17 protein-coding genes and 1 pseudogene are annotated in these 16,326 nt (G+C 62.6%); 6 read left to right on the top strand and 12 right to left on the bottom strand.

Annotated features, from left to right (window positions below; translation table 11 throughout):
- Window positions 1-888, bottom strand: a complete 888-nt coding sequence (locus tag AC0L15_RS08830; RefSeq protein ID WP_128179817.1) for a carbohydrate ABC transporter permease — start codon at window positions 886-888, stop codon at window positions 1-3.
- 155 nt (window positions 889-1,043) lie between these two features.
- On the opposite strand from AC0L15_RS08830, the gene AC0L15_RS08825 reads away from it, so the two are divergent.
- Complete coding sequence (locus AC0L15_RS08825) at window positions 1,044-1,964, top strand: sugar-binding transcriptional regulator (protein WP_287245191.1); 921 nt, start codon at window positions 1,044-1,046, stop codon at window positions 1,962-1,964.
- 151 nt (window positions 1,965-2,115) lie between these two features.
- Here the strand turns inward: AC0L15_RS08825 and AC0L15_RS08820 are convergent, their stop codons facing one another.
- Window positions 2,116-2,925, bottom strand: coding sequence for an HAD-IIB family hydrolase (locus AC0L15_RS08820; RefSeq protein WP_287245668.1), 810 nt, complete (start codon window positions 2,923-2,925; stop codon window positions 2,116-2,118).
- 4 nt (window positions 2,926-2,929) lie between these two features.
- Window positions 2,930-4,258: a sn-glycerol-1-phosphate dehydrogenase gene (locus tag AC0L15_RS08815; protein ID WP_287245193.1), complete on the bottom strand. Its 1,329-nt coding sequence runs from the start codon at window positions 4,256-4,258 to the stop codon at window positions 2,930-2,932.
- 138 nt (window positions 4,259-4,396) lie between these two features.
- On the opposite strand from AC0L15_RS08815, the gene AC0L15_RS08810 reads away from it, so the two are divergent.
- Together AC0L15_RS08810 and AC0L15_RS08805 are read left to right on the top strand one after the other, a co-directional pair.
- A complete protein-coding gene (locus AC0L15_RS08810) occupies window positions 4,397-5,380 on the top strand; it encodes a sugar-binding transcriptional regulator (RefSeq protein WP_287245196.1) in 984 nt (327 codons plus the stop codon).
- A gap of 54 nt (window positions 5,381-5,434) precedes the next feature.
- On the top strand, window positions 5,435-6,937 hold the full coding sequence (locus tag AC0L15_RS08805; protein ID WP_287245198.1) for a xylulokinase: 1,503 nt from the start codon (window positions 5,435-5,437) through the stop codon (window positions 6,935-6,937).
- Window positions 6,938-6,952: 15 nt separating this feature from the next.
- On the opposite strand, the gene AC0L15_RS08800 is transcribed toward AC0L15_RS08805, so the two are convergent.
- Both AC0L15_RS08800 and AC0L15_RS08795 read right to left on the bottom strand, forming a co-directional pair.
- A complete protein-coding gene (locus AC0L15_RS08800; RefSeq protein WP_287213778.1) occupies window positions 6,953-7,309 on the bottom strand; it encodes an ArsC family reductase in 357 nt (118 codons plus the stop codon).
- Window positions 7,310-7,498: 189 nt separating this feature from the next.
- Window positions 7,499-7,852, bottom strand: coding sequence for a nuclear transport factor 2 family protein (locus AC0L15_RS08795; protein WP_027152272.1), 354 nt, complete (start codon window positions 7,850-7,852; stop codon window positions 7,499-7,501).
- A 256-nt stretch (window positions 7,853-8,108) separates the two neighbouring features.
- Here AC0L15_RS08795 and AC0L15_RS08790 point away from each other — a divergent pair, with 256 nt between their 5' ends.
- Together AC0L15_RS08790 and AC0L15_RS08785 are read left to right on the top strand one after the other, a co-directional pair.
- A complete protein-coding gene (locus AC0L15_RS08790; RefSeq protein WP_236369901.1) occupies window positions 8,109-8,375 on the top strand; it encodes an AbrB/MazE/SpoVT family DNA-binding domain-containing protein in 267 nt (88 codons plus the stop codon).
- Window positions 8,372-8,765: pseudogene (locus tag AC0L15_RS08785) on the top strand (type II toxin-antitoxin system VapC family toxin); the annotation flags it as partial. The gene AC0L15_RS08790 and the pseudogene AC0L15_RS08785, both read left to right, overlap by 4 nt.
- On the opposite strand, the gene AC0L15_RS08780 reads toward AC0L15_RS08785, so the two are convergent.
- The 7 genes from AC0L15_RS08780 to AC0L15_RS08750 are packed head-to-tail and all read right to left on the bottom strand — an operon-like array spanning window position 8,739 to window position 15,404.
- Window positions 8,739-9,773: a 2-dehydropantoate 2-reductase gene (locus AC0L15_RS08780; RefSeq protein WP_287245203.1), complete on the bottom strand. Its 1,035-nt coding sequence runs from the start codon at window positions 9,771-9,773 to the stop codon at window positions 8,739-8,741. The pseudogene AC0L15_RS08785 and the gene AC0L15_RS08780 overlap by 27 nt on opposite strands.
- Window positions 9,773-11,308: an acyl--CoA ligase gene (locus tag AC0L15_RS08775; RefSeq protein ID WP_287217880.1), complete on the bottom strand. Its 1,536-nt coding sequence runs from the start codon at window positions 11,306-11,308 to the stop codon at window positions 9,773-9,775. The genes AC0L15_RS08780 and AC0L15_RS08775 overlap by 1 nt, the downstream gene beginning before the upstream one ends.
- Complete coding sequence (locus AC0L15_RS08770) at window positions 11,301-11,999, bottom strand: fumarylacetoacetate hydrolase family protein (RefSeq protein ID WP_287218265.1); 699 nt, start codon at window positions 11,997-11,999, stop codon at window positions 11,301-11,303. Before AC0L15_RS08770 ends, AC0L15_RS08775 begins: the two co-directional genes overlap by 8 nt.
- A gap of 2 nt (window positions 12,000-12,001) precedes the next feature.
- The gene (locus AC0L15_RS08765; protein ID WP_287217882.1) at window positions 12,002-12,757 is read right to left on the bottom strand and encodes an ABC transporter permease; all 756 of its coding nucleotides are present in this window, start codon (window positions 12,755-12,757) and stop codon (window positions 12,002-12,004) included.
- Window positions 12,758-12,763: 6 nt separating this feature from the next.
- A complete protein-coding gene (locus tag AC0L15_RS08760; protein WP_287217885.1) occupies window positions 12,764-13,567 on the bottom strand; it encodes an ABC transporter ATP-binding protein in 804 nt (267 codons plus the stop codon).
- A 1-nt stretch (window position 13,568) separates the two neighbouring features.
- Window positions 13,569-14,396: an ABC transporter permease gene (locus AC0L15_RS08755; protein WP_287072837.1), complete on the bottom strand. Its 828-nt coding sequence runs from the start codon at window positions 14,394-14,396 to the stop codon at window positions 13,569-13,571.
- A gap of 12 nt (window positions 14,397-14,408) precedes the next feature.
- Entirely contained in the window at window positions 14,409-15,404 is a 996-nt protein-coding gene (locus AC0L15_RS08750) for an ABC transporter substrate-binding protein (RefSeq protein WP_027152265.1), read from the bottom strand.
- A 178-nt stretch (window positions 15,405-15,582) separates the two neighbouring features.
- Here AC0L15_RS08750 and AC0L15_RS08745 point away from each other — a divergent pair, with 178 nt between their 5' ends.
- Window positions 15,583-16,275 carry a FadR/GntR family transcriptional regulator gene (locus AC0L15_RS08745; protein WP_023799437.1) on the top strand — a complete coding sequence of 231 codons (693 nt, stop codon included), beginning with the start codon at window positions 15,583-15,585 and terminating at the stop codon, window positions 16,273-16,275.
- Window positions 16,276-16,326 lie beyond the last annotated feature (51 nt).

Genomic DNA, 16,326 nt, shown 5'->3' with positions numbered 1-16,326 from the left:
CTACCACCTCACCTTGGCGATACGGATGAAGAGGTTGGCAATGACGAGGATGATCACCAGGGTGACGAGGCTGAGCGTGGCTCCATAGCCCCATTTTACGAAGCTGAACGTCTGCTGCCATGCATAGAGGGACAGCGAATAGGTCGACGCTCCCGGCCCGCCGGAGGTCATGACGAAGACGTAGTCGAAGACGCGGAACAGATCGATGCCGCGGACCAGCACGGCGATGGCGATCACCTTCGACATCATCGGCAGGGTGATGCGCCGGAAAATCTGGAACGACGACGCGCCGTCGATCATCGCGGCCTCGTAAGGCTCCGGCGGCAGCGCCCTGAGACCGGCAAGGAAGATGAGCACCATGAACGGCGTCCACTGCCAGATTTCCGCGACCAGAACGCCGGCAAGCGCGGTCGACGCGGTGGCGAGGATGGGGTTGTTCGAATTGAGCAGTCCGATCGACTGCAGGAGATAGCTGATCACGCCGAACTGCGGATCCTCCATCAGCAGATACATCATGCCGACAATGGCCGGCGGGATGACGAGCGTCATCGTCAGCACGCCGCGCAGGAATCCGAAACCGAAGCCGTCGCTGTCGAGGAGCAGCGCGATCGCCATGCCGAGCACCAGCTCGAACACCAGCGCGATGGCGAAATAGGTGAAGGTGATGACGAGCGACTGCCAGAACCGCGTGTCGTTCCACAGCTGCACCCAGTTTTCCGTTCCGACGAATTCGAGCGCCCGCCGGCGCGGGACGAACTCATGGAAGCTCAGCCAGATGTTGTAGATGAGAGGATACACGGTGAAGACAAGCAGGATCGCCACCAGCGGCAGCAGCCAGGGCAGCGGGTGATCCGAAATGACGAAACGTCTGGCTTGGGCAACCCGCACGCGTTCCTCCCGAACCGCTTCGTTTTGCGTTGCACAAATGTTCATATCTTGTGCATTTGTTCAAATGCTATATCGTCGCCCTGTCTGTGGCAAGCACTTGTTGGCCGGCTACAGCGGCATTCGGATGAGTGCGCCACAAGCATCGGAGGACCCTCATGACGTCGATCGGTCTCCTGGCACGGGTTGCCCATCAGTATTTCGTGCTGGGCGAAACGCAGCAGGCCATCGCCGAGCGGCTGCAGATCAACCGCACCAAGATCCACAGGCTGCTGGCCGAGGCGAAGGAGCGCGGCATCGTCTCGATCCGCATCAACGCCGGGACATCCCAGGCGCTCGAAATGGAAGAACAGCTCAGGCGGAAGTACCGGCTCGACATATGCAGCGTCACACCGGATGACACCGGGTCGGAGTTCGGGCTCTCCGAAGTGATCGGCATCTATGCCGCGCAGACTGTCGAGACGTTGCTCAGGGACGACATGACGGTTGCCATGGCGTGGGGCCGAACCATGAAATGGCTCGCTTCCAACATCGAACCGGTGGCGCTCAGGAACGTTACCGTTGTGCCGCTTCTCGGCTCGCTGTCGCGCCGGTCGTCGATCGACAAATACGACGCCGCCGCCGTCTTTGCCCAGCGCACCCAGGCCGAATCCTACTATCTCCCGGGACCCATCATCTGCGACAGCCGCGAAAGCCGCGAGACGATTTTGCAGCAACCGAGCGCGCGCGAGGTCATCCAGAAGGCGCTGAACGCCGACCTTGCGCTGATGAGCGTCGGCGGCACAACCAGTTCGACGCTGCGAAGCGTCGGTTACATGAGCGACGAGGAATTCGACGATATCCTGAGACTGAAGCCGATCGGGAACTTTCTCGGCTATTTCTTCGACCGGGACGCCGAACTCATCGACCATCCCGTCAACGAGCGCATAGTCGGGGTTTATCCTCGCGACACGCTGAACATTCCCAAGCGCATCCTCGTTTCCGGCGGAAAGAACAAGGTCGGCATCATGGCCAAGCTCCTGGAAAAGGGATTCTTCACCGGCCTCATCACCGACCAGGGGACGGGCAGGTCGCTGTGACCGGCCGGGATTGCGGCGGCAGCCGAAGCTGCCGTGCGATGTTGCCTGGCGCATCGCGCCCGCTTGCCTAAGCCGTCCCTGGTTCGGTTCCATCGCCTGCAGAACATCCTTTTTTGCGTCTTTTGCAGTCCGCATTTTTCGCGCCCGCCAATCAGCCCAATCCCGACCTCCGGTTCGCCAGGATCATATCGGCAATCTCGACGAAGCCGCGGCCACCCCGCGACCTGGCGACGAAAGCGGGTTCGGCGTCGATCTGTCCCTGGAAATCCACCACATTCGCGACCCCGAACGAGTTCGGAAAGAACCCGAACATCGGGGCGTCGTTCGGGCTGTCTCCAACGAAAGCATAGGCCTGCCTTTCAGCATCGAGATCGGTTCCCAGCCTCTCGCTTGCAAAGCGGCGCGTCATCGCCAGCTTGTCGTATCGGCCAAACCAGCCGTTCACATGGATCGACGAAATCTTGGCGACAGCGCCGGCCTGCTCGAAAATCTGCTTGATGCGCCTGGCGTCGGACAGCGGCAGCGCCGGAACATCTTCACAAAAGTCGATGGCCAGGTCGGCTTCGCGATATTGCTGGTCGGCGGATACCGCCGAACCCGGCACTTCCTGGACAATGCGCTTTTCCAGTTCGGTGAGCCTGCGCCTGTTTTCCCGGCGTTCGTCGGCACCTGCCGCGAAAACCCGGATCATCTTTCGCGTTGCCTGGTCATAAGCGAAGTAAAAAGCGCCATTTTCGCCGACCACGCCGGTGACCGGCCAGAACCGGGCAATCATGTCGCACCAGCCTGCCGGTCTCCCGGTAATGGGAGCAACGACAAGGCCCGCCTCGTGCAGGCGTTCGAGCGCACGGTAGGCGTCGGCCGGAAGACGACCCTCGGTGGTCAAGGTGTCGTCGATATCGCAGAAGACGCCGCGAATGCGCGATGCCGTTTCGGGTCCGAATTCGGCGAGGTCGCGCATCCGGTCAGGCTTCCCCACGCGCAAAATCCTCCAGCATTCCTGCATCCGCAGCAATGTCGAGGAACGAGAAGCGATTGCGCATTTCCCGGCAATGAACGACGGCTTCGCGATAGAAATCGGCCGACGTGCCCAATTCGGCTGCTGAAATCGGCCCGCCGGTCGATTTCAGCAGGCGCTGCATCTCGTCGACAGGCACCATGAATTGCTTGAGTTCCTGCCTGAGTGTCGGCCAGAGTTCCTGCAGCCGCTCGTTGAAAGCGGCGGTGGCAGTCTCGTCGAAGGCCTTCTTCTTCAGTTCATCGAGACATTGTGCGGCGACAGCCGGGCCCATGCGGCGGACCATGTCGTCAGGATCGATCTTCGTCGCCTTCACCACCGGCGGCTTGTCGCTTTCAAGCATTGCTTGCTGCAATCGCGCCATGGTGAGCGAAGCGACGCCGACCTGGGTGCCGTGCAGCGTGCCGGGGTGACGCTCGCCGGCGAAGCAGTCGATGTAGTGCGATATCTGATGCTCGCCCATGGAGCCGTGATTGGAGACGCCGGTGAAGGAAATGCCGAGGCCGCAGAGCGTCAGCACGCGGTAGAGATAGCCATTGGCCTCGATGTCGTGTTCGGCAAGCTTTGCCGCTCGCTGGTTGAGCGCCGCCTCATCCTTTTCCTGGATGAGAAACGGGACCTGATGGTAGGCCGTGCCAAGCAGGCGGTGCGACATCCACCAGTCGATCTGGGCGACCGAGCGGCAAAGGCAGTCGCCGAACCCCGCCGCCGACAGGTAGGTCGGGGCGGCAGCGGAGACGCCAAGATCGACGAAAAAGCCTGATGGGGCGTGGGAAGGCAGCGATACCTTCAGGCCGCTTTCCAGTGTGATGGACGCGGTCGTCGATGTGTAGCCGTTCATCGAACCGGCCGTCCCGAACACGCAATAGCGCCGTTCATTCCTTCCAGTGACGAACTTGCAGAGATCGTTGATGGTGCCGGAACCGACCGCGACCACGGCATCCGCATCGGCGAGTTTGACGGCGAGGCTTTCGACATTGGCCATGTCGGCATGCGGGTGATCCAGGATCACCACATCGACAGGGCCGAGCGTCTTCAGTTCGCGCGCAACGCGTTCGCCAAGCGCCTCATAGGTGGCGGCATCCGCAACGACCGTGAACCGCTCCCCCAGATCGAGCTCCGAAACGAGATCGGCCGCCCGCCCGTCGAGGCTTTCTTCGATGACAATCCGGTCATACGGCACCACGGCCTTTTTACCGGTCTCCGGGTTGGTCCAGCGCCCATCCAGAATGTCGTCGATCAATGCCGTCCAGGATCCGGCTGCCGGATTCGTCATGACGTCCTCATGCTGGCGACCCTGTAATCGAGGCGCAGGAGCGTTGGCGTTATGAACAATAGTCACCTATCCCTGTCTTTTGTCAAGCATTTGCCCGCGACGCTTGACTTCGTTCTGCAAACCTGCGGAAAAAGGGACATGAATGCCAATGCCGACATCGACGTGGTTCGACCATCCGGGCTCTCGGCACTGCCGCCCGAATTCGACAGCGCGGTGGCGTGGGCTGCCTGGCTGTACTATGTCGACCAGCTCAACCAGAGCGATGTCGCCAAGGTCATGAACGTCTCCAGGGCGAGCGTGGTGCATTACCTGCAGGAGGCTCGCGAAAGCGGACTTGTCGCCGTGCAGGTCGACCACGACGCTTTTGCCCGCACCTTGACCTCGCGGCGTCTCATGGAAAAATACGGCCTTCGCGGCGCGGCGGTCATCCCCGACCTCGATCCCAACGACGCCGACCGCCGCATCGGCGAAGCGGCAGGACGGTTGCTGGCGTCGATGGTCGATCCGGGTGACACGATCGGCGTTGCCTGGGGAAAAACGGTGCTCGCTGCCGCCCGCTCGATCCCACGACTACGGCATGACCGGAACCTCACCGTCGTCCAGCTGTCGGGAAGCTCGATCGGCACCAGCGATTTCTCGCCGGAATTCTGCACCTCGCTGATGGCCAATCGGCTCGGCGCCCGCTGCATAAACCTGCTTGCCCCGGCGATCGTCTCCACCGACGAACTGCACGACCAACTCATGCAGGAGCCGATGCTCGTCAACCAGTTCCGCATGATCCATGCCGCCGGCAAAGTCATCTTCGGGATCGGCGATATCGGGCCGGAGAGCACCTATGCCCGAGCCGGGATATCGGATGCCGCCGCGCTTGCCGGCATGATCGAGCAGGGCGCGCTCGGGGTCATCATCGGGCGGTTCATCGACGGTCGAGGAGCGCCTTTCGCAACGCCGCTCGACGGACGCACCGTCGGCATCACGCTCGACGAGCTGAAAGCGGTGCCGGTCCGCATCTGCGCCGCCGGCGGCGCCCGCAAGATGGCGGCGATCAGGGCCGGGCTCGGCGGCGGATATGCGACACATTTTGTCACCGACATGGCCACCGCGAACAGTCTCTTGGAATAACCGGCACTTGGACTAACCAGCACCGGTGGAACTCATCGTCTCGGGAGGACAATCATGGGCAGCAGCGACGGACCTCTTGTCGTCGGCCTCGACAGTTCCACGCAATCCTGCAAGGCGATTGCCTGGAGCCGGGACGGACGAGCCGTGGCGGAAGGCCGCGCGCCGCTCGAGCTGATGAAGCCGAGGCCGGACTATGTCGAGCAGGAGGTCACCGACTGGTGGCGGGCCGCAACGCTGGCGCTGCGACAGCTTGTCGGCACGGTCGACGCGACACGCATCGCCGGGATCGCGATCTCAAACCAGCGCGAGACCGTAGCCCTCATCGACGGCGCCGGCGAGCCGATCGGACCCGCCAGCCTGTGGCTTGACGAACGCGCCGCCGGGCTGGTCGACCGTTTTGCGGCGGAGATCGGTCGTGAGCGGCTGCACGCGATCACCGGCAAGCCGATCGACGTGACGCCGGTCGTCTACCGCCTGAAATGGCTGCGCGAGAACGAACCGGAACGGTTGGACAAGGCGAAGAAAATCCTCGACGTGCATGGCTATCTGACGCTGAAACTGACGGGAACGCCAAGTGCGAGTTGGACGAGCGCCGATCCGTTCGGTCTCTTCGACATCTCGCGCAAGGCATGGTCGCAGCCGATCCTCGATCATCTCGGCATCAAGCCGTCGCAACTTCCCGATGCGGTGCGGTCCGGCACGCGAGTCGGGACCGTTCATGCCGCAGCCGCAGCCGCAACCGGCCTTTCGGAAGGAACGCCGGTGATTGCCGCCGGCGGCGATGGGCAATGCGCCGGGCTCGGCGTCAATGCCATGCGCGACGGCGTCGTCTATCTCAATCTCGGCACCGCGATCATCGCGGGAATCTGGTCGCGGGAACCGGTGGTCGGCGCCTTCTGGCGCACCATGACCTCGCCAACCGGCGATGGCTATTTCCTCGAGGCCGTGCAGCGGGCGGGTGTCTATTTCGTCAACTGGTTCGTCGACATGTTTGCCGGCGGGCGCTCCGATCCGGCGATCTTCGACCGCCTCGAAAGGGAAGCGGCGGCCGTGCCGATCGGCTCGGATGGACTTCTCGCCGGCACCACCCTGGTCGGCTGCATGGACCCGCACTGGGATCCGAGCGCACGCGCCAGCTTCATCGGCATGCACCCCTCACACACACTCGGTCATTTTTATCGTGCGGGGCTAGAGGCAATGACGCTGCAAACCGCCCGGGCTCTCGAAGAGATGCGCAGCCATGGTCTTTCGCCGGCGCAAATGGTGGCGATCGGCGGCGGCGCCAACAGCAGGCTTTGGACAAAGATGATTGCGGACGCGACCGGGATCGCGATCCATAAGGGTCACAATGCCGAAGCCTCCTCGCTCGGCGCCGCGATCAGCGCTGCGGTCGGCATCGGATGGTTCGAGGGTTTTGCCGAGGCTGCGGATGCGATGACAAGCATCGCCGAGACAATCGAGCCGGACCCCAGCTGCCGCGCAGCGTGGGACGCGCTCTCGGCCAGGCAGGCCAAGGTCTTTTCCGCGACCCAATTCGCCTGGCGAACTGGAGCGTGAAAAGCGTCCGTCCGACTACTTCAACCCTCCCAACGCCTGCTGATAGACATCAGGCTTGAAGCCGACGAGGATACGATCGCCAAGATCGAGGACCGGCCGCTTGATCATCGTCGGTTTGGCCAGCATCAGCGCCTTGGCCTTCCTCTCGTCGAGGCTCAGCCTGTCCGTGTCCGACAGTTCGCGAAACGTCGTGCTCGCCTTGTTGAGCAGGATTTCCCAGCCGACCTTGCCGGACCAGCTGTCCAGCCGGTCCGCCTCCAGCCCCTCGACCCGGTAGTCGTGAAAACGATAGGCGACGTCATGGCTTTCCAGCCAGGCACGCGCCTTCTTGATCGTGTCGCAATTGGTGATGCCGTACATGGTGATCGTCAATATTTTGGCCCTCGGGCTGGTCGCTCATCGAATCTGGCGCACCGTAAACCACCGTTCAAACATTGCCAGCGACCATATGTGAAGGGGATTTGAGCTTGATCACATGGCGGCCAGGGGCATCGCCCTGGCCGCCATGCCTGATACCAACGATGCAGCGAGTGACAGAGCTTACGAAATCCGGTTTCAGCCTCAATAATAGAAGCGCTCTTCGGCAATTTTGCCGTTCTTGACCGTGTACAGACCAACCTCATCCATGCTGACACGCTCGCCTGTAGCCTTGGGCGTTATGTCAAACTTGAAGCGCACTGCGAACTGGTCGCCGTTGACATATGGGCCCTCGACCGAGCCGCCATGAACTTCGTTGTTCTCCTCCCACCACTGGCCCTTCTGCTTCACGGCCTCCTTGCCATTGCAGACCGCCATCGGCCCTTCCATCGCTTCGTAACTGACGATGTCATCGGCATTGTACTTCTCAGCAGCAGCTTCGTTCTGACCTTGCTTGAGCAGCTCTGTGAATTCCTTGGCCATTTCCGCGGTAGTCATGCGTGTTCCTCCTGTTCAGACGCGTTCCAAGTAGGGAACCGTTTGCTAACCTGCCACTGGCGGTCCGCTCGATAGCTGACAACCTATGTCAGGATGAATATCGCGTGCCCTTAAAGCACTTTTGATGCGACGAAGGCGTGAAACAAAACAGGAACAAACTGGAGAGTCAAATGGAGATCGAGTCGGCCGGGGAAGGCCGGTGCTCGTATGTAATGCGCTTTTGCATTACGTTTCCTGCCAATCAGGAGATTCTGCCATGACGACACTGACCGTAACGGCGCGGGGGCAGGTCACTTTTCGGAAAGAAGTGCTGCAACACCTCGGCATCAAGCCGGGAGATAAAATCGAACTGGATTTGCTGCCGGATGGCCGGGCAGAGCTAAGGGCATCGCAGCCGAAGGGATCGTTTCGGGACCTCCATGGCTTCTTGAAAGGGAAGACGAATGGCCAAGTCCTCACTATTGAGGAAATCGATGAGGCAATCGCCGAGGCTGGTGCGGCCGCCGGGGCCGGCAAGGAATGAAGATGACGGCTGATACGAATGTTCTGCTCCGCGCCTATGTGGCTGACGATGCAAAACAGGCGAGTGCTGCTGTCGAGCTGCTGGCAAGTGCGGATATCGTGGCTGTAAGCTTACAGTTCCCTTTGTGAATTCACGTGGGTCTTGGCGCGCCAATACAAGACTGCCCGTGAAGACATTTCCGCCGCGATCCGTGCCCTGCTGAACACGGAAAATGTCGTGGTCAATCGGCCCGCAGTTGAAGCCGGCCTATCGGTCCTTGATGCTGGTGGTGATTTTGCTGATGGTGTGATTGCCTATGATGGTAGCCGGTTGGGCGGGGAAGTCTTCGTTTCCTTTGACAAAAAGGCTGTGAAGCTTTTTTCTTCACAAGGGCGTTCCGCCCATCTCCTTAAGGCGAGCGCTGATAAAAATGTCTCCTACCAGATAGCAGCCGCGCTCGATGGCGAGGCGGCGCACCAGCGCCAGCACGCTGTCGATGGTCGGTGTCGGCTGACCGGTCAGCCGGCCGAGTTCCTGGACCGCCGTCACCAGCGCATCGATCTCCATCGGCCGGCTACGCTCCAGATCCTGCAGCATCGAGGTCTTGTGCTCGCCGACGTCGCCAGCACCCTTGATGCGGCGGTCGACCGAGATCGGGAAACGAACGCCGAGGCTTTCGCCGATCGCCTGCGCCTCCAGCATCATGGTGCGGGCAAGCGTGCGGGTTGCCTCGTCGGCAGCGATTGCCGCAAGCGTGCTGCCGGTCAGCGCGGAAATCGGGTTGAAGGAGAGATTGCCCCACAGCTTCACCCAGATCTCGCCGCGAATGTCGTCACGAACCGGTGCCTGCAGCCCCGCCGCAACCATCTCCTCGGCAAGCCGCGTGACACGCTCGCTCTTCTCGCCCGAGGGCTCGCCAAGCGAGAACCGCTTTCCCTCGATATGGCGGACCAGGCCGGGCGCATCCACCTCTGCCGCGGGATAGACGACCGAGCCAATGACGCGATCCGGCCCAAGCCGGTCCCAGATCACCCCGCCGGGATCCACCGCTTGCAACCGTGTGCCTTCGAGCGGCCCGCCGATCCTATGGAAATACCACCACGGCACGCCATTCTGCATGGTCACGACGGCCGTTCCCTCGCCCAGCAGCGGCGCGATCTGGTCGAGCGCTGACGCAACCGAATGGGCCTTGAGCGCCAGCACGACGTAATCCTGGACGCCCAGCTCCTGCGCCTGCGCGGCGGCCCTGACCGAGGCGACGGATTCATGACCGTCTTCGATCAGGCGAAGCCCGTTCGTCCTGATCGCGTCGAGATGCGCGCCGCGCGCCACGATCGACAGATCGACGCGGCGGGCCATGGCAAGTTTGGCCGCGAGATAGCCGCCGATCGCGCCAGCGCCAAAAATGCTGATCCGCATTATCCCAGCCCAGGTTTGGCAAGACCGAGCTTGGTCGCGAGGCCGATGCGCTGCAGCTTTCCGGTCGCGCCCTTCGGGATTTCGTCCAGGATCAGGACAATGCGCGGCACCTTGAAGTCGGCAAGCCGTGTCGCGGCAAAGCTGCGGATTTCGGCTTCTGTGGCGGCCATGCCCTCGCGCAGCACGATCGCAGCCGCGACCTCCTCGCCGAGCTTGTCGTGCGGCGTGGCGAAGGTGACGACCTGCGCCACCGCCGGATGGTCCATCAGCACGTCGTCGACCTCGAGCGGCGAGATCTTCTCGCCGCCGCGGTTGATGATCTCCTTGAGCCGGCCGGTGACGCGCAGATAGAAGTCGTCGTCGAGCACGCCCTGGTCGCCGGTATGAAACCAGCCATGCGCAAAAGCCGTGGCATTGGCGTCCGGATTGTTCTCGTAGCCGGCGGTGACACTAGGCCCGCGAATGACGATCTCGCCGGTGTCACCAGGCTGCAGCAATCGCCCGTCCGGCGCCATCACCGCCACCTCCGGTCCGGCCGCGGCGCCGACGCTGCCCGGCTTGCGCAGGCCCGGCGGCAGCCGGTTCGAAGCCATCTGGTGCGCGGCCTCGGTCATGCCGTAGGATTCGATCACCGGGCAGCCGAAGGTCGATTCAAGCTCGGCCATCACCTGCGGTGGCAGCGATGCCGAGGACGAGCGGATGAAGCGTAAGGGCGCCGCCGCCAATGCATCGGCATTGCGCGTTGCGCGCGGCAGTATCGCCTGATGCATGGTCGGCACCGCCGTGTACCAGCTCGGCCGCGCCTCGCTCAGCCAATGGAAGAAGCGCAGCGCGTTGAAGCCCGGCGTGCAGAAGACGCTGCCGCCGGCGGCGAGCGAGGACAGCACCGCCGCGATCAGCCCATGAATGTGGAACAGCGGCATGATGTTGAGGCAGCGATCGCCTGATGTCAGACCGAGCGTCGCGCCGATATGGGCGGCCGAAGCGGCGAGATTGGCGTGGCTGAGCGGCACCAGCTTGGGTCGTGACGTGGTGCCGGACGTGTGCAGCAACAGCGCGATGTCGCCGTCCTCAGCCAGGCCGGGCGAAACAGACGGACCAACCGGTTTGCCCTTGATCTCAAAACTGCCGGCTGGCGCGTCACGCAGTGCTGTGAGCCTGAGCACCGCTATGCCGAGGCGCTCGGCCACGGTCACCGCCGGGCCGCTTTCGTCTTCGGCAACGAGGATCGCCCTGGCGCCGATGTCGGAGAGATAAAAATCGAGCTCGTCGGCCCGGTAGGCCGGGTTGAGCGGCGCAGTCGACGCCGCCGCCGCCACCGCGACAAAGGCCGTCGCCATCTCCGGCCCGTTCGGCAGCACGATGGCCACCCGATCGCCACGGCCGAGGCCCAGTGCATGCAATTGCGCTGCCGTCTCGGAGATCAGCTGGCGCAGTCCGCCATGCGTGAGCGTGATCCGGTCGGGTGCCGAAATCGCCGGCGCATCGTCGGCTCCGGCGGCAAGCCGTTCAATGATCGAGGCCGCTTCAGACAACGCGAACCTCTAGGTCGCCGACGCCATCGATATGACCGCGAAGAACGTCACCGCGAACGACCGCGCCGACGCCCGCCGGCGTGCCGGAAAGAATGATGTCCCCCGGCATCAGCGTGAACAGACCTGAGAGATAGCTGATCATTTCCGGAACCTTCCAAATCATCTGGTTGAGGTCGCCGGTCTGCTTTCGCTGGCCATTGACATCCAGCCAGATCGCGCCCTGGCTGGGATGGCCGGTCGAGCTTGCCGGAACCAGTGGCGTGCATGGCGCCGATGCCTCGAAAGCCTTGCCGACCTCCCATGGACGGCCCATGTCCTTCGCCTTCCCTTGCAGGTCGCGCCGCGTCATATCGAGACCTACGCCATAACCGAACACGCAGTCCAGAGCCTTTTCGACCGGGATATCGGTACCGCCGCTTTTCAGCGCCACGACCATTTCGATCTCGTGATGGACATCGTTGGAGGCCGGAGGGTACGGAAATTCTCCTGTCGCATCGAGGTTGTCGGGGTTCTTCTGGAAGAAGAATGGCGGCTCCTTGTCGGGGTCGTGTCCCATCTCGACGGCATGCGCGGCATAGTTCCGCCCGACGCAATAGACCCGGTGCACCGGAAACATCTTGTCGGTTCCCGCCACCGGGATGCTCGGGATTGCGCTCGGTTCGATGACGTAGCTTGAAGTCGTGCCGTGCATGTTCACTGTCTTGCTCCTGCGTAATATTCGACTTTGGCTTCGGCCCGTTCGATCAGTTCGGCGATCAGCAGGGCGAAGGCAAAAAGGATGATGGTCAAGGCCCAGAATTCGGCCATGCGGAAATTTCGCGAGAAGGTTTCGAATAGCGCACCGTAGCCGACGATGGCGACGAGCAACTGGCCGATGACGACGCCCTTGACGCCGCGGATGAGGCCGAGGCGAATGCCGGCAAGGATTTCCGGAAGTGCCGCCCAAAGGATGATCTTGCTATAGAGCGCCGGGCGCGAGGCGCCATAGGAACGCGCCATCTCGATCAGCGACGGCGAGATATGGCGGACCCCGGCACGGGTGTCGAGAACGATGATCCAGATCGCAAACAGGAACACCGCCGCAACGATCGTCTTCTCGCCGAAGCCGAACAGGATCATCAGCACCGGGACGATCGCCGAGAGCGGCGCGCTTGAAAAGATGTTGACCCACATGCCGAGCAGGTCGTCGGCGATCTTGACGCGTCCCATCAGGATACCCAATGGCACGCCGACAACGATCGACAGGGCCATGCCCGTCGCGAAGGCGCGAAGGGTCGTGACTGTCGCGCTCTGCCAGGACGGCGTCTGCACCAGGCTGACCGCTGCAACCAGCACGTCGCTAACCGGCGGCAGCAGAAAGACAAGGTCGAGCCGGCCGACGATTTCCCATACGACGCACCAGACCAGCAGGGACGCCATCATGGGCACACGGTAGCCAAACAAGGTCACGGCCGGTCACTCCACATACTGCTTCAGCCCCTGCCAGATCTCCTCGACAGTATCGAGATAGTGCCTGTCGCGATGGATGCGCTCGGGGTCGCCGGAGCGATCGATTTCCGGTTCGATGATCTGCGAAACCCGGCCAGGTCTCGGTGACAGCAAGACGATGCGGTCAGAGATGTAGACCGCTTCCTCGATCGAGTGGGTCACGAAGATGAAGGTCTTGTTCTGGTTGGTGCGCAGCCGGATCAGGTCTTCCTGGAACTTCCGCCGGTTCTGCTCGTCGACCGCTGAAAACGGTTCATCGAGCAGCAGGACGTCGGCATCGACCGACAAGGCCCGCGCCAGGCCGACACGCTGGCGCATGCCGCCCGACAGCTGATGCGGATATTTGTCCTCGAAGCCGGCGAGCCCCACCTCGGCGATGTAGCGTCGGGCGATCTCCTCGCGCTCGGCCTTGTTGGTGCCGCGCAACTCCAGCCCGAAGGCCACGTTGCGTGTCACCGTCGCCCACGGCATCAGCGCAAAGTCCTGGAACACGAAAGCGCGTTCGGGGCCGGGTGCGGTGACGTGCTTGCCGTTGATCGCGACGGTGCCGCCATCGGCCCGTATCAGCCCCGCTATGATCTTCAGCAGCGTCGTCTTTCCGCAACCGCTGGGTCCGAGAAGGCTGGTCAGCTTGCCCCTGGGAAAGTCGAGATCGATGCTGCGCAGCGCCTCGACATTGCCGTAGGTCTTGGAGATTCCCCTCACTTCCACGATTGAATCGATCGGTGCGGGAACCGGCGACGGTCCATTTCGCAATGCGGTCGCGCCCATCTTAAGCACCTCTGCTCTCGGGCCTGAAAACGCGGACTTCCACCCACTGCAGAAAGACGAGCGTCAGGGTGGAAAGCGCAATGATCGAGGCGATTGTTGCGTACATCTCGGCGTAATCGGCGCGCGAGCGGTGGAAGGTGATGAGGTCGCCGATGCCGGTCGGGGTGATCAGCAGTTCGGCGAGCACCACGCCGACGAAGCCGGCAGCGACTCCAAGGCGCAAGCCGGCAAAAATCACCGGGCTGGCGTCTGGAAGGATGATCTTGGCGACGGTCTGCCAGCGGGTGCCCAGGAACGATCGGCACATGACGAGCAGCGACTCGTTGACGTTGCGCACGGCCTTGTAGGTGTTGAGCACGATGACCGGTAGCGCCAGGATCATGACGGCAAGCGTCTTGGCGGTCATGCCTATTCCGTAGACAAAGGTGACCATCGGAATGAAGGCGGCGACCGGTGCTGCCTGAAGCACGATGAACACAGGGATCACCAGCCATTCGCCGGTGCGCCACAGGCCACAGATCGTGCCGAGGCCGACACCCAGGAACGCCGACAGGACAACGCCAAGCACCAGCGGCTGCAGCGTCGAAAGGTAGGCGGTTGCCAGGCTGCCGTCGGCGAGCAGTCCGAAGAACGCGACGACCGTGTCGGAAAAGGTCGGGAAAGCGAAGCTGACGGGAATACGCCCGGCCACCTCCCAGATTCCCGCGAACAGGGCGATCGACACCAGCCTGAGCAGGACCGGCTGGTCCCACGATGCGCCCGTTGCACTGCGATTGGAAAGAGGAGCGAGGCCGGCAGCCTCGCCGTCGGTTCTGATGCTTGCGGCCATCCGGCAGGCCGCCTATTTCTTGCCGAGCTTGGCGACGGCGCGGTCGATTGCGGAGACGTCCCAGAAGTCCTCGACCTTGAGGCTGGCGGGATCGCCTTCGATCTGGCCGGCAAGGCTGAAGAAGGCAAAGTCGTCCTTGGCCGCATCGGCTCCGCCGCCGTTCAGCGCAAGACTGCCGGCTTCCGCGGTTTCCTTGTAGTATTCGGTGATTTCGCTGTCGGCTTCAGCGCCGAGATCCGGCAGCAGTTTGTATTTGTTGCGAAGCTCGACGGCGACCGCCGGGCTCGCGGTGATCTCGCGCGCGGTCTTCATCAATTCCTCGACCAGGATGTCGACGTCGGCGGCGTTGTTCTTCAGATAGTCCGCGGTCGCGAAAAGCGCTTCGTCCGAGGCGCCGAGATCCTCGACCGGCAAGACGATGAACTTGCCGGGGGCTTCGGCCTCGAGCGCGCGCCTGTTGGCGGCATCGACGATCGACGCCTTGATGGTCCCCTGGAGCAGCGCATTGCGGCGAACCTCGGAACCCGGGACATAGCTGATGTTGCCGAGCTTGATGCCGTGGTTTTTCGCCATCAGCAGCATGACCGCCTCGGTGCCGGAGCCGCGCGCCTGGACGGCGACCTCCTGCCCGTCGAGATCCTTCCATTCCTTGTAGAATTCGCTGTTGACGACGGGAAAGAAGCGCAGCGTCGATATCTGCGCGAAAATGCGGATCGGCACGCCCACCTTCTGGATCAAGGTATAGGGCGCGCCGATGCCGACATCGGCCTGGCCGCCGACAATGGCTTGGGCAGCCAGATCCTCGTCATTGAGAACAATGAGCTCGACATTCACGCCGCGTTCCTTGGCGCGCTCTATCGCGGCGAGCGTCTGGATGGATTCGATGCCTGGAAGGTCGCCGAATGCGATGCGCATGTCGCCCGCATTTGCGGCCGACAAGGGCGCTGCACATGCCAGGACCGCGGCGAAAGCGGTGGCAAGGATGGTACGTCTGGACACGCCGGCCATTGTCATTCCTCCCGTTTTTTGTAACCATTTCCTTGATTGGTTAAGACTATGGGACGGATTGGTCAAGGAGAAACTGCACCGTATCGAACGGGTGTGCCCAGAAAACTCGGCAGTTGACGGTTTGAGCTAATCGTTTTAACACCGACAAAGGGAAATCATATGCGGATTGGTTAAATTGATGGACGATCCCGGTAATGGCGGCCACGCCGCCCTGGTTCAGCTGCAGGCCTATCTTGCCCAGATGGATCATGCCGGTGAGACGCGGCTGCCTGCCGAGCGGGAACTGTCGGAGAGCCTCGGCGTCTCGCGCGGCGATCTGCGCAAGGCGCTGGCGGTGCTCGAGAAGGACGGCCGCATCTGGCGTCACGTCGGCAGGGGCACCTTCGTCGGCAGCGGGCCGGTCGAGGAGACGATCGGCATTTCGGAAATCGCCGGGCGCACCAATCCGGCCGACGTGATGCGCGCGCGCCTCATCCTCGAGCCGGAGATTGCGCGCGAAGCGGCGCTGCACGCCACGCTTTCGGATATCGCCGCGATGCGGCAATCGCTGGTGCAGACGCGGGAGGCCGTCACGTGGCGGCAATATGAGAATGTCGACAATCTGCTCCACCGGCAGATTGCGCAGGCGAGCCGCAACAATGTGCTGCTCGGCCTGTTCGACGTGCTGAACGCCGTGCGCCGCACTGTGGTCTGGGGACGTCTCCGTTCAGAAGGCGCCCGCCCTCCGGCAGACCATCACAGCTTCGCCGACCATGAACGGATCGTCGAGGCGATCGCCGAGCGTGACCTCGGCGGCGCGGCGGCAGCGATGCGCCTGCATCTCCAGCAGGTCGAGCGGCGCCTGATCCCTGTCCGCGAAGCCGCCGAATAGCTCGGTTAGCCCGTTACAGCGCGCGTGCTTCTTAGGCGCGGGCGCTGTTCG

The organism is Mesorhizobium sp. WSM4846 (assembly GCF_055811415.1).
Note: the sequence above shows the minus strand (reverse complement) of the source record. Positions and strands in the feature narration are given on the sequence as shown.

Excerpts from the sequence above, each read along its gene's own strand:
- AC0L15_RS08825 (WP_287245191.1), top strand. The coding sequence starts at position 1,044 with ATGACGTCGATCGGTCTCCTGGCACGGGTTGCCCATCAGTATTTCGTG.
- AC0L15_RS08820 (WP_287245668.1), bottom strand. The coding sequence starts at position 2,925 with ATGCGCGACCTCGCCGAATTCGGACCCGAAACGGCATCGCGCATTCGC.
- AC0L15_RS08815 (WP_287245193.1), bottom strand. The coding sequence starts at position 4,258 with ATGACGAATCCGGCAGCCGGATCCTGGACGGCATTGATCGACGACATT.
- AC0L15_RS08810 (WP_287245196.1), top strand. The coding sequence starts at position 4,397 with ATGAATGCCAATGCCGACATCGACGTGGTTCGACCATCCGGGCTCTCG.
- AC0L15_RS08805 (WP_287245198.1), top strand. The coding sequence starts at position 5,435 with ATGGGCAGCAGCGACGGACCTCTTGTCGTCGGCCTCGACAGTTCCACG.
- AC0L15_RS08795 (WP_027152272.1), bottom strand. The coding sequence starts at position 7,852 with ATGACTACCGCGGAAATGGCCAAGGAATTCACAGAGCTGCTCAAGCAA.
- AC0L15_RS08790 (WP_236369901.1), top strand. The coding sequence starts at position 8,109 with ATGACGACACTGACCGTAACGGCGCGGGGGCAGGTCACTTTTCGGAAA.
- AC0L15_RS08780 (WP_287245203.1), bottom strand. The coding sequence starts at position 9,773 with ATGCGGATCAGCATTTTTGGCGCTGGCGCGATCGGCGGCTATCTCGCG.
- AC0L15_RS08770 (WP_287218265.1), bottom strand. The coding sequence starts at position 11,999 with ATGCACGGCACGACTTCAAGCTACGTCATCGAACCGAGCGCAATCCCG.
- AC0L15_RS08760 (WP_287217885.1), bottom strand. The coding sequence starts at position 13,567 with ATGGGCGCGACCGCATTGCGAAATGGACCGTCGCCGGTTCCCGCACCG.
- AC0L15_RS08755 (WP_287072837.1), bottom strand. The coding sequence starts at position 14,396 with ATGGCCGCAAGCATCAGAACCGACGGCGAGGCTGCCGGCCTCGCTCCT.
- AC0L15_RS08750 (WP_027152265.1), bottom strand. The coding sequence starts at position 15,404 with ATGGCCGGCGTGTCCAGACGTACCATCCTTGCCACCGCTTTCGCCGCG.
- AC0L15_RS08745 (WP_023799437.1), top strand. The coding sequence starts at position 15,583 with ATGGACGATCCCGGTAATGGCGGCCACGCCGCCCTGGTTCAGCTGCAG.